At 38.3% G+C, this 13140-nt stretch carries 9 protein-coding genes and 3 pseudogenes; 3 read left to right on the top strand and 9 right to left on the bottom strand.

Translation table 11 applies throughout. The features are described from left to right. Positions 1 to 196: 196 nt before the first annotated feature. A pseudogene (gene sigK, locus L1028_RS30390) lies at positions 197 to 709 on the bottom strand (RNA polymerase sporulation sigma factor SigK); the annotation flags it as partial. Positions 710 to 948: 239 nt separating this feature from the next. On the opposite strand from sigK, the gene L1028_RS30395 reads away from it, so the two are divergent. After that, positions 949 to 1578, top strand: a complete 630-nt coding sequence (locus L1028_RS30395; protein ID WP_234541880.1) for a hypothetical protein — start codon at positions 949 to 951, stop codon at positions 1576 to 1578. A gap of 385 nt (positions 1579 to 1963) precedes the next feature. On the opposite strand, the pseudogene L1028_RS30400 reads toward L1028_RS30395, so the two are convergent. The 7 genes and pseudogenes from L1028_RS30400 to L1028_RS30430 form a co-directional block, all read right to left on the bottom strand. Next, positions 1964 to 2188: pseudogene (locus L1028_RS30400) on the bottom strand (sigma-70 family RNA polymerase sigma factor); the annotation flags it as partial. Positions 2189 to 2723: 535 nt separating this feature from the next. Then, positions 2724 to 4160: an FGGY-family carbohydrate kinase gene (locus L1028_RS30405; RefSeq protein ID WP_234541881.1), complete on the bottom strand. Its 1437-nt coding sequence runs from the start codon at positions 4158 to 4160 to the stop codon at positions 2724 to 2726. 201 nt (positions 4161 to 4361) lie between these two features. Continuing rightward, on the bottom strand, positions 4362 to 5138 hold the full coding sequence (locus tag L1028_RS30410) for an SDR family oxidoreductase (protein WP_234541882.1): 777 nt from the start codon (positions 5136 to 5138) through the stop codon (positions 4362 to 4364). 108 nt (positions 5139 to 5246) lie between these two features. Further along, positions 5247 to 6200 (bottom strand): electron transfer flavoprotein subunit alpha/FixB family protein, encoded by a 954-nt coding sequence (locus L1028_RS30415; protein ID WP_234541883.1) that lies wholly within the window; start codon positions 6198 to 6200, stop codon positions 5247 to 5249. Continuing rightward, positions 6193 to 6996 carry an electron transfer flavoprotein subunit beta/FixA family protein gene (locus L1028_RS30420; RefSeq protein ID WP_234541884.1) on the bottom strand — a complete coding sequence of 268 codons (804 nt, stop codon included), beginning with the start codon at positions 6994 to 6996 and terminating at the stop codon, positions 6193 to 6195. Before L1028_RS30420 ends, L1028_RS30415 begins: the two co-directional genes overlap by 8 nt. A gap of 85 nt (positions 6997 to 7081) precedes the next feature. Further along, positions 7082 to 8359 carry an MFS transporter gene (locus L1028_RS30425; protein ID WP_234541885.1) on the bottom strand — a complete coding sequence of 426 codons (1278 nt, stop codon included), beginning with the start codon at positions 8357 to 8359 and terminating at the stop codon, positions 7082 to 7084. A gap of 127 nt (positions 8360 to 8486) precedes the next feature. After that, positions 8487 to 9956 (bottom strand): FAD-binding oxidoreductase, encoded by a 1470-nt coding sequence (locus L1028_RS30430; RefSeq protein ID WP_234541886.1) that lies wholly within the window; start codon positions 9954 to 9956, stop codon positions 8487 to 8489. A 297-nt stretch (positions 9957 to 10253) separates the two neighbouring features. Between L1028_RS30430 and L1028_RS30435 the strand changes: the two genes are divergently transcribed. Next, positions 10254 to 10967: a MurR/RpiR family transcriptional regulator gene (locus L1028_RS30435; protein WP_234541887.1), complete on the top strand. Its 714-nt coding sequence runs from the start codon at positions 10254 to 10256 to the stop codon at positions 10965 to 10967. Positions 10968 to 11584: 617 nt separating this feature from the next. Then, complete coding sequence (locus L1028_RS30440) at positions 11585 to 12055, top strand: hypothetical protein (RefSeq protein WP_234541888.1); 471 nt, start codon at positions 11585 to 11587, stop codon at positions 12053 to 12055. A gap of 351 nt (positions 12056 to 12406) precedes the next feature. Here L1028_RS30440 and L1028_RS30445 read toward each other — a convergent pair. Continuing rightward, a pseudogene (locus L1028_RS30445) lies at positions 12407 to 12716 on the bottom strand (DUF2332 family protein); the annotation flags it as partial. Positions 12717 to 13140: the final 424 nt, after the last annotated feature.

Genomic DNA, 13140 nt, shown 5'->3' on the forward strand with positions numbered 1-13140 from the left:
TCCGGCTTCCTTCAGATTCCACCTCACGGTGGACACCCTTGCCCTTGGCTAACGGTAGGCGCTCGCCAGCCCCCGTTCGGGACTTTCACCCTAAAGATAACGCCCATGCTGGGCGTACTAACAAAAAAGCAACTTCCCTGTTGGTAAGTCGCTTTTAAAACACTCTATAGTAAATCTTTAGTTATTATCTAAGATCCTAGCGCTTTGCCTTATAAAACTCATGATAAAGCTTCATGAGCGCTCTCTTCTCTATCCGCGACACATAACTCCGCGAGATCCCCAGCTCCTTCGCAATCTCACGCTGCGTCCTCTCTTCCCCGCCTGTATCCAGTCCAAACCTACCCACCACAACTTCTTTCTCCCGATCATCCAAAATATCAAGATTGCGATATATCTTGCTCTTCTCAATCTTCAGATCAACCTCTTTAATGACATCATCCGCTTCCGAGCCAAGGATATCGATGAGTGTAATTTCATTACCTTCCTTGTCTGTCCCAATTGGATCGTGAAGGGATACGTCTTTACGTGTTTTCTTGAGCGAACGTAGGTGCATCAGGATTTCGTTTTCAATACAACGGGCAGCAAAAGTGGCCAGCTTTGTCCCTTTGTTCGGACGGTAGCTCTCGATAGCTTTGATCAGGCCGATTGTGCCGATGGAGATTAAATCCTCCATGTCTTCTCCGGTATTATCGAATTTTTTGAGGTTGTGGACACGATACGATGTAAGCTCCGCCTTGTTTTAGCTTCATAAATTGAACCAGCGGATTCTGCAAATTGTAATCAAACAGTACTGTCAATTTACTGCCGCACCTAGGGCAGAAATGCTCACCCGCCTGCAGTGCCACTACCGCCGAATGACCCGAAATTGATTTAATTCCATTTCTAATTTAAAATAATAGAAAAGATTCCTGTTATTACCTTAAGCTGTTTTTCACAATAGGAGGAAAAATGAAAAAAAATAAAATAAAAATCTTGATAGGATTTATAATTTTCATAATTGTTTATACAGCTGGAATCCTTCTTTTTCAGGTTCTATCTTATGGAGGATATTTTTTCATTGAAAAGAATTCATACATGATGACTCTTTATACTTTTTTATTGGGAATTTCCATTCTACTATATATAGCGCTTTGGATTAAAACTGAAAGCAAAATAATAATAATCATAAACACGAGCATCGCTTTTGCCATGCTCTTATTCACCCCAGCCATTGCAAACACTTACTATACAGCATCAGAAGATATTCGAATATTGTTCCATTCAAATTACAAAAATGAAATTCAAGCGATAGAGACAAGTATTAAAGACCAACATCTTCCATTTTTCGTCTACAAAAAAGAGAGTCTCCAAAATTCAAAATATTATAACTATCTTTCCATCCTAGTAGTTAAAACCTCAGACAGTAAGCTCACTTCTGAGGAAATACAATCATTCATTGGTAAAATGCCCAAAAGTAAAATGTCGATATGTTTTAGTGACAGAATAAACGGACAAGTAGTAATTATTGACACAGATGAAAACAGAAACATAACAGATTGTAGACCGGAAGAAACTTGTAGCCATCTTCAAATTAATTAAATATTCCCCAATTATCCAATTAAGGCATGAAATAATTTGCTCAAATGATATATATCTATTTTCTATCAATAAATTCATGAATTTTTATTAACTGATTTAGAACAAAAATTCGTTGAACTATATCTTCAGCTATAAAAAACTGTCTCTTAAAATAAATTATTTGTGTCTGATTTAGATACATGTAGTAATTAAATATGGAGATCATATATTTCTTTGTACGTCATAATAACACCCCTTAGCGGCTAAAAAGTTAAATTTTCTGAATATGTTTTTTTATTTTCATTTTTTAGTGCCACCTACTCTGACTGAACAAAAAAGCAACTTCCTTGTTGGCAAGTCGCTTTTTAAATGCTCTATTGTGAATCTCTACTTACTACTCTAGATCTTATCGCTTCGCCTTACAAAACTCATGATACAGCTTCTTGAGTGCCCGCTTCTCAATCCGTGACACATAACTGCGGCTGATGCCAAGCTCCTTGGCAATTTCCCGCTGCGTCCGCTCTTCTCCACCTGTATCCAATCCGAATCGGCCAACCACAACTTCTTTTTCACGATCATCCAAAATATCGAGGTTACGATATATCTTGCTTTTCTCTATCTTGAGATCAACTTCCTTAATTAGAGAACCGCCCTTATATGACAATGCAAGTATTGAATCGTTTCACAGTGTTCAAAATAAAGAACTAATCTATCTAGAAAATTTCAAAACACGAGCTGAGGCAAAAAACAGATCTTTGAGTTCCTTGCGTGTTCCTACAATGGGAAACGAATTCATGCTCTAGGGTACTTCACACCCTACAAATAAGAAGGCATGTTCCGTTAAACTGCGTAATTCTCTCGATTCTTTGAGTCTAATCTATTGTCAGTAGTGCACCTTTCCTCGAAGTTATGAATGCATTCCCCTCATAATACGGGGTAAATCTTTAATAACTTCATTCGTATGCAAAAGGATCAATCTTCTTCTGACTATAATCACAATAATGCTACACTAAATTATTGCCAAAACTACAACAATCCCTATTACTCTTACACAATCAAGCTGGAGTTGAGAAACAGTAATAAATTCTGAATGCTAAACACAAATATGCAACCGAACACTGACTGGTGTTTGTCTTATTGGTTGCATATCAGTAACATATGTGAATTTAAGTCTCAAAGGCACTATACACAGTTTCAAGCGTTTGTTTCATCAAATCAGGTAATTTTTGATAGGCCATCTCATTGATCCTATTATAGAATTCATGATTTTCCTCATTAGGCGTAAATTCATCTTTAATGGCTACCATGGATTTAACAGCCTCTTCAAACGATTTATATTCCTCTGTTGCTACTGCTGCACAAATCACTGCTCCCATGCCTGCTGCACCATTCATTACATTTCGAACGGTTGTAACACCAAACACATCAGCAAAGATTTGCATGAACAAATCTGAATTCGAGCCCCCACCTGAGATAATAATCTTTTGAGGCTTCACATTTAATTCGTTGATCATATCGTCATACTTGTTCTTTAAGGTTAAAGCGATTCCTTCTAGAATCGAACGATACATATGTCCCCTTGTATGACGGGAATCAAAACCAATAAATACACCTTTTCTATATAGCTGGTCAGCAGGTGCAAGCCAATCTGGAACTGTCAGCAAGCCTTCTGCACCAATAGGTACTTTCATCGCTTCTGCAGCCAATAGATCTTCTACGATGCACCCTTCTTCTTCTGCCCTTTTCGCTAATTCTTCCCCTAATGCATTTTTGAACCACGATACATGAGCCATACCATAACGGATGCCGTTCCCTTCGTACAAATACTTATACGGAACGCATGATAAATTCACCCAATAATTCGAAGGATTTTGTTTGTTTTTCTCACCAAATACCATAGAAGTCAAATACGTTCCCAAAGAAATTAGGCCCACGTTATTTTCAATAAGTCCTGCCCCCAAAGCTTCCACGGCCTTATCATTTCCTGTTGCAACGACAGGCAGACCGACAGGTAAGCCTGTTTCTTCCGCAGCTTTCTCCGTGATATAACCTAATATCGTTCCCGGCAACTGAAGGTCTAACAATTTTTCTTTAGGAATGTTAAAGCTTCTATAATGCTCTTCATCTTTTGTCCATTCCCAAGTATCCGTATCGACCGGGAATTGCCATTGGTAAGCATTCGCAGATGTATCTTTCAATTCGCCCGTCAGACGATGTGTAATATAACCAGTCGTAGGACAAGTATAGCTAATTTCGGGAGAATCTTCATAAGTTGTGTATGATCTAACATCCATCCAACTCATGACTGGCTCTGCCAAAGTTCCATCTTCTTTCATAAATACACGGCAACACCGGATTGTACACAGTCCAAGACCTTTAATATCCCTTACGTCTCCTTGGAATTTCTTCATTACTCTTTTCGTCGCTGCTTTTAAGCTATCCCATAAATCATCATCTGGATGTTCAACATAACCGGGTTTTCGTGCCACCATCGCTCGTAGAGGTTCACTGGCTGAACAAACTACTTCGCCATTTTGATTAATAATTAGTACTTTTGTACTTTGAGAGCCGCCATCTATACCAATAAAGTATCTATCCCCCATACATATCCTCCATTATATGTTATTCGAATAAAATATATCTAATTGCATCGGAGTGATAATTCCAAGTTAATTAATTGAATATGCGATATAAACTCTAAGCTAGCTTTCAGTTATCTGTGACAAGGCGGGATGCTTTATTTTCTATCATCTTGTTAGCATCCCGCTATCTGAATTCCTCCACTCTATCCTAAGGCTAACGCATTATCGTACTAAGAAACCTCCATCAACCGCTAAGATATGACCATTTACAAATTGAGAAGCTTGACTCGCAAGGAATACTGTTGTACCCATTAAATCATGTATTTCTCCCCATCTACCTTCAGCCGTATGATCAACAATCCACTTGCTTCTTTCAACATTTTCCACAGATGCCGCAGCGACCTTCGTTTTAAAATAGCCTGGAGCAATACCGTTAACCTGAACATTGTACTGTGCAAGCTCGTCACAATATGCTTTTGTTAGACCAGCTATACCGTGTTTGGATGCTGCATAAGCAGGTGATTGTTGACCGCCTAACCAGGAGAACATCGAACAAATATTGATAATTTTACCGCTCTTTTGCGGAATCATAAATTTTGCTACTTCATGACTCATTTCAAATGCAGCGGTTAGATTAATCGAAATCATTGGATCCCATTGCTTACGAGTAAATTCCAAAACAGGCTCACAAATGCATATTCCGGCACAGTTAACCAAAATATCAACAGAACCAAAAGTTTCCACACACTTCTCTACAATTTGCTTAGGAACGCCCTCTTCAGTTATATTTGCTTCCATATAGGCAACTCTTACGCCTTCAGCTTCAATTAATTTATTAAAATTCGGATCATTTGGCATAATACTTGGGATAAATACGTTGGCACCACCTTTAGCGAGTGCAAGCGAAAATGCTTGACCAAGCCCCGTATTTCCACCCGTCACAATTGCATTTTTACCTTTCAGTGAAAAATAATCCATTGTAAATTCTGTGATTTCCATTGTAAATTCCTCCTATTTTTTATTTATCTCCTAGACAATTACCGAGAATTGATAATCCAAGATATGAACCTTGGGATAATCCATGTAATCTTTCCTAACTATGTGGGATCATCCATTCTTACCAGCATGAATTCGCATTACTAGTTTTTTCACAAAGTCTACGGCATCTCCTTGCACCACAATTTCAGATAAGGAGCAGATCGGTGCAAATCGATTCTCATTCACTGAAATGATATAATCAACTCGCTTTAAGCCTTCAATATGCTGGAGTGACCCGTAAATACCGAGCGCAATATATAGTCTCGGGCTTACCGTTTTTCCAGATTGACCAATCTGCATATCACGAGTTGCTTCGCCACTATCAACAATTTTCCGAGTAGCTGCAACCATGCCATTCATTGCATCCGCTAATGGTTGAAGTTCGCTAAAGTACCCTCTCACTCCACCACCGCCACCAACAAGCACCTGGCTATCTCTAATATCTTTTGATGAAGGCTTTTCACTTGTTGTTATTAGTCTTATCTTGCTTTCTCTCACGTTTTGAGGCTTCCATACGATCTCTTTGGTTGACTTGCTAATTGTTCTGGCATGATCATATTGGAAAACGCCGGGGCGAATACTAGCCATTAGAGGTTTAGCATTTTCACTTACAATACCAGCGAATATTTTTCCATCAAATGCAGGTCTCACCATCATGACCGTGTCATTCCATATTTCAATCCCTGTAACGTCGGCAACCAGTCCCACCTTAAATCGCATAGCCAACCTCGGCGCCAGCATTCTTCCCCAAAACGTAGCCGGAATGAGAATACAATCAAAGCTATACCGTCGATGCATCTCCTCGATACAATTTACGATGTTTAGCACATCATATTCTGCAACACGGCTGTCTTCTAATTGAATCCATACATCAAAGACATTCTGGTTGTCACTTGGTTTCGAGCCAAATGAAACCGCATACAATTCGTGCTTCTCCTTCCTAAAAATCTGGTTCGATACATCGATCAATTCGTAGGAGCTCTGAAACTGATTTTTATCAAAATAGATGAGTGTTCTATTCATCCTGAACAAATCCTTTTGTATTTAAGAACTGGTATACGATTTCTATGCCTTCGTCATCCGTTTCCACAAATTTAGTTTCTTTAGCCTCTAAAGCTTTGGTGAAAGTTTTAGCTACTTTGGTGGGTGATCCTCGTAAACCTACTTCATGCGACAAAAATTGCAACTCTTCGTTAGTAACAATATTCAGTCTATCATCTACATCCATGTTCAAATCATGAAAGCGCACAAATGGTAATTTGTAGATACTGACCCTGCTAACGCTTAAAACCGCTGGCAAATCCATTTCGAATGTAGAAATTACATTATCGTACGCTACCTCGAATTCTGCACTCTCTTCAAAACTACTATTTTCATTAAATCTCGTAATCCCATTAATCTGTGGTAATTGAAGATATTCCGCTACTTCCAACGGAACATGGGCGGTATCCCCATCTAGAGCATTCGTACCTGTCAAAATGAAATCGTATTCTGCCTTTTCAAGGTACCTCCCCAGAATAGTCGCTGTTACATACGTGTCGCTGCCGACAAATGCTTTGTCTGTTATGAGGGTCCCTCGATCAACATGTCGTCGCAGCAGATCTTTCATAAGAGGTTGTACACTTCGAGGTCCCATTGTGACAACTTCGATAAATACATTCGATCTACTCGCTTTTAACGCTAAAGCAAAAGCCAAAGCACAGGCATCATCTGGGTTTATTATCATTTTAGCTTTCTCTCTAACCAACACATTTGATTCATAATCATAGACGAAGCTATCAACATCTGGAACAAATTTCACTAAGCAAATAATTCTCATAAAACCACGCCTTACAATATTATTGCATTACCCTGAAAAATGAAGTGAACGCCTATCATACCTCTGTGCTTGCTATTGGCACAAATTACGCTACCTTATTGGCTTTCACTATTTTCCCAAACACAATGACAAGAACAACTCCAATTACACCTATAATCGCTGAAGAAATGAAATACGCATTATACCCACCATTACCGCCAAATTTATTAAAAAGAATATTAATGAATATAGGAAGCCCAATGTCCGGTAAATAACCTAATAGTGATATAAATCCTACGGAAATACCTGTAATATTCTTGTTTATGTTACAGTCTCCCAATAAGGACCAATATGTCCCCCGGATCGCGTATATAAATAAAGCGTTTGCAATTACTATTGTAAAGAATATGTTATTCCCTATCGTTGGACCTAAAATAGCCATCAACACTAAACATATAGAAGCACCTGTTATCGAACAAGCCAATGTGGTTGTTTTCCCTATTTTATCCGCTAGAAAACCGCCAAGAATTCCACCCACCGGTCTCATCCAAAGAACGACACTCATAATAATACCCGTCATGACGGCGCTTACTTTAATGTTAGTTTGTAAAAAACCTCCAAAATAATAGGATGTCCACGTCACAATGTAGCCCATGAATATAATTCCCGCCAGAATGAAAACAAGCTTATTAGTAAATAATCCACCTATGTCTCTCCATTGGAATTTCTGTTTATCATTTTCTTTTGTGATTGAAGTTGATTTTATTAATTTTTTATCATCTTCAACAAATAAAGCGACGAGCACAGACACTACCAATAGAATAATTGAATACATGTAAATAACCGTTACTAATGCCGATTTCTTGATTTCAAAATCCGTACTTGATCCGACGATTACCGCAAATATAGCGACTGAAATAACATTTAATACCGCCTCTACCAGTCCACGGCCACCGTCTAATATTCCAAAGAATCTTCCTTCTTCTTCTGGCTTGGCCAATAGTTTAACCAGCTTCATATGAGCTCCCCAGAACGTAAACACTGAGAAAATGCCCCAAATACAAAATATTATAATTACATGCTCATATTTCGGTACTTGTGCAAAATAAAATCCACCCAATGCGGTAAAAAAGAGCGAGACAGTTAGTAGTTTTTTAGCAGAAAACTTATCACTTAATATACCACTTGGAAAATACCCAATTACGAATACGATCCCTAACACGGAGTAAATAATATTGAGCTCATTAAGTGACATTCCGAATACTTCTAATATAGTTTCTTGGTAAGTTTGTTTTAAATATATAATCGGATAAATAGAGCCTGCTGCCAAGACGACAAGAAGAAACTGCATGTATCTCCTCATATTACTAGCAATTCCACTCATTCAACTGTCACCCCACTATTCTTTACCTAATCAACAAACTGGAAGCTTACAGCTTGTTGATTAGGTTTATCCTCTGCTTCAGCACAAAGCTATTCTAGCGAAACCGTTCCCCACGCATGGCGCTAATCTACTTTTGATAAACAAACCCTTCCTCTTGTGGATAGATCGTACCAAAATTCATGATCCCATTCGGGTCAAAAGCTTCTTTTAGTTTTTCAAGCATATAATATGCAGAGCCATGTTCATCGCGTGTCCACTCATTACGATATTTACCAATACCATGGTGATGACACATAGATCCTCCAAGCTTTAACGTTTCTTCAACGATGATCGTTTGTATCGGATGATGATACATTCTCATTTCATCCTCAGGTTCACAGTTAATATGGTACTTGTATACAAAATACATATTGGTCCCATTGATATAGCTATGTGAGGAGTGCCCTCCTAGCATAGTCAAATCATGAGCAAGCGGAAACTCAGTTTTAATACGATTGATTACATTATGATAAATTGTAGTGATTGTCGCCCAGTCTGCAGACACTTCTGTTGTATATCCATCATGCTTATCATTATTAATCATCCCTTGGATCTCATCTTCAATGTCCTGCTGCGACCAATTTAGGTGATTAAACCAGTCTTCAATCAGTTTACTGTCTACCTGCTCTAACACACTATCACCTAGCATTTCCACAGCTTCTTCAATAGCTTCGCCGGTAGCATCAACAATATTTTTAGGTCCTTCTGCCATAAATATCAGAACGCATTTGTCTTTATGAAAATGATAGAAATGTTGCTTTGCATCTTCTTCGGAGTAGGCTCTTGCTACCGATGGTCTATAACCATTAACCATAACTTCTCTTAGCGCCCGAATTCCTGTATCAATATCCTTGATCAGATAACCATAGAACTTATGCTCGGGATAATATTTAAAAATTTTAATGGTAACCTCCGTGATATAGCATAGGGCACCTTCATTGCCTATGACGATATGCCGAATGTCAGGTCCACCTGCTCTACGGGGCACATTCTTGATTCTGCAGATTTGACCATCTGGGAACACACATTCCAGACCAACCACCATATCCTCAATACCACCATACAAGGTGGAAAATTGACCAATACTTCTTGTTGCAACCAAGCCTCCAAGCTGAGCTACAGGCTTGGATTGTGGTGAATGGCCTGTTGTATAGCCTAGTTTTCTAAGTTCATCTTCTAATGCTTGCAGCGGCACACCAGCCTGAGTAGTAGCTTGCATATTATACGTATCTATTTTTAAGATTTTATCAAGATTTTTACCATCAACCACCAGGGTAAGCGCTTTCCAATTTTCCAAACCGCCTTCCGTAGCTGTTTTACCACTTCGCGGAATAACATTAATCTGCGACTCATTACAATATACCATTAGCTTGCTTATTTCTTCGGCTGACTTTGGATAAACAATTGCAGTTGGAATTGGAGAGTCCAATACCTTTTTCGCTTTTGCATATTTCTTGTAGCGATCTGCAGCAGCATCATACAGTGCTTCCTCATCCACATTAATTTGATCCGTTGTTAGTATTGCGGCTAGATCCTTCAAAATCTGTTCTTTCTTCATATTATTCTCCCTCCATATCAAAACAAAATTAAAAAAATAAAAGAAATGAATTGTGGAACGTGATCAAAATCTATTGATGTTTTACTGACAAGTTAAAAGTACCATAACACTTCACCATAAGCAATAAAAAAATAGAAAATTATCTTATTTCGTGTATTAAACCATCACTTTAAGGAAAATTTTCCGTTAATCCATACAACTATCTACCGTATAAATTAGTTGTATGTTATACTGAACTATTGAAATTTAAATTAGGAGGATAGTAACGGTAATGGGAACATTCCGTTTGAATGAACTATGGTACATGTTGATGTTACTAAGCTAAATCCATTAGAGTCGAAAATTCACAACGTGTTAATTCATGCTTCTAAGTATGAGAAAGATATCAAAATTACTAGAGCTGCTGAATTATGCAATTGCTCCGTTTCTAAAATCTCTAAATTTGTCAATAAATTGGGCTTTACGAATTACAAACAATATATCCATTACGTATACGGCTATGAGATTATACAAAAAAAGCATTCCAGTGAGTTAGAACGCATTAAGCACTTCATTGAGAATTTCGACGACACATTGGTCGACAAATTTATTGAACAATTAAACAACCACGATAAAATCATTCTCTTTGGCTATGGCCCTTCCTATATTTGCGCCCAATATTTTGAATATAGATTGCGATTAGTAACTAACAAAGTCGTTATTGGTTTACAAGATGAAATCACTGCCATCAATTTGTTGGACGAAAACAGCTTGATGATTGTATTCTCCACAACCGGTCAGTTCAAAGCCTTTGATTCAATGTATGAAATTGCTAAATCCAAAAATAGTAGTTTTTTGTTATTGTTAGAGGAATTTAACACTGCACTATTGAAAACTTACGATAATATTATTTTTCTCACAAATTCTATTCAGTCTGAAGCATTGCCTTACGAAAAATCACGAACAGTTTTCTTTATTTTTATTGAAGAGATTATACAACGACTCCATTTATTGAAAAAAAATCAGCTTTAAATGAAGAATAAATTAACAGAACTAAATTGTACATGTATGTGTATAGCTATATCGATGGACAGTTCCTTAAATCTCTTTTGACAATGCAAAAAGCTAAATAAATCACAAACCTTACCTAGCTGTTCGTGAGCATAACCCTTTGTCCCGTCTTCGGATGAGCACGTGTAAAATCACTTTTTCTTAGCAACCCAAAAGTAGAGCGTAACGGTTGCAACAGTTGCTCCATCTTTAGAGGATCAAATTACATACCTTTAATTTTGTTAATAAAAATAGCCAATACGACCATGACTGTGGTTATATTGGCTATTTTTGTAGCTATACTTTTAACAACTTGCCCATTTAAAATAATGCCCAGGTAAGAAGCTTTAAACTATGGCATACATCTTTGAAGCAGATCTGTTAATATTTGATGCCTTGCATCATCCCCCCACTAAACTTGTAAATAGTAACTCTCACTCTTAATAAGCAACACAGCAAAACCACATATAATTAAGCACAAAAAATGGCTCAAAACAGAAATCAGTGCTTGACTGGATAATCTGCGTATAAAAATGGAAAAACATCTGCTAATCCTGTATTTGTTGTAAGTCCTACCAAACAACAAAAGGAATAGACAGATGCAAATTCGGTATATCAATGAAATGCTCAATTTACCAGAACTTACGATTAGCCAAATCCTGTTCATCGGCAGCGATGAACTTCATATTGAAGCTTTACCTGTCGATTATAAGCAAAACTGTCCCTGTTGCATGTCCGATCAAGCGGTCATTCGCAAAGGAAGCAATGTAATACGGAGGATCCGGCATCTTCAAGTATTTGATAAGAAAACCTACTTGTGCGTACCCAGCATCCGTATGTACTGCGTGAACTGTGGAATCGGATTTGTATGGGCGTACGACTTTGTCGACCCTAAACAGCGGCACAGCCATCTTTTTCGTTTCCACGCTGTGAAACATGCCCTTGGTGCAACTGCCGCACATAGTGCCAAGATGCACCAAACGCCAGTGAGTTCGGTGCAGGACATGCATAACAAGTCGGTGCCGATGCTTTGCGAACAGCTTACCGGCCAAGCCTGGGAAGAAGCGTAAGCATCACACGATTTGGTACTGAGTATCGATGATTTTGCCATCAAGAAAAGGCCATACCTACAATACCGTCATTCACAACACAAAGGAGAAACCATGCTGGATCTATTACCGGAAACTGGACGATCTGCGATCGTTCCAGTTGAGATTATTAATATCCGTATCGCCTGTACCTGGATTCAGCAATAAGACCAGTACATCATTTTTCTGCAGATTGTGGAACGGTCCAAAATATGGTCCAGGGATGAGGAAATTAAATCATATCGAGGGAGCGTAACGCGGCTGCCGATCCATGCCGTCAGCCGCGTCTTAGGTATTTATTAAGCTATAGTTCCTCGTTAGTTGAATCGCGAATCATAATTTCCACTTAAACCATCGACCGTGGCCATCTGTTTCTGCTAGCGATTCCTTGTGTTCATTCCCGTTAACATAGTAATCGAGATGAAGCTAGATCCCACATATTATTATAGAGATGGAAAACGTCCCGTTCTTCACCGAGGATTTGAATATACTCATCCAATTTTATCTTAGCCTCGTGAGGTATCTGGTTGGCCACATGGGTATGAAAAACACAAATTATTGAATCCCGAGTAATTTTCGATACAATATTCGGAAGTAAAGACACTCCATCTCCCTCAATTAATTCTAATGGTTGCTTTTCTAAGCGTACGGCTTATTTGTGTCTACATTATTTCATTTGAGATATCTCCATGCCGGAAACGGTTTTAACCACTTCCTCCAAAGGGGTATCGGGATGTGATTTCAGATACGCTAACGAATCCGAAAGCCAATCGGAAAAGGTCAACCGTTCCATTCATCGGATACCCTCTTTTCTGTTAATTTTTTTACATTTCGTGGCTGGATCAAGGTTAACATACTATAGCGCCTAATACGTCAACAAGTGACGTTTCCGATTTAAGCAGATATGACGGATTGTAATATGAAGTGCGACAGCTGCTAATAGAATAAAAAATAGCCCATGACTGATTCGTGTAGAATGAAGTTACCACACCACCCCTACACAAGGAGAATCAGAACATGAACTACACTCATTTTAGCATAATCGAACGTAGTCAGCTAGAAATCTT

It is taken from the genome of Paenibacillus pseudetheri (assembly GCF_924513355.1).
In the GTDB taxonomy this organism is placed as follows: Bacteria; Bacillota; Bacilli; order Paenibacillales; family Paenibacillaceae; genus Paenibacillus_AQ; species Paenibacillus_AQ pseudetheri.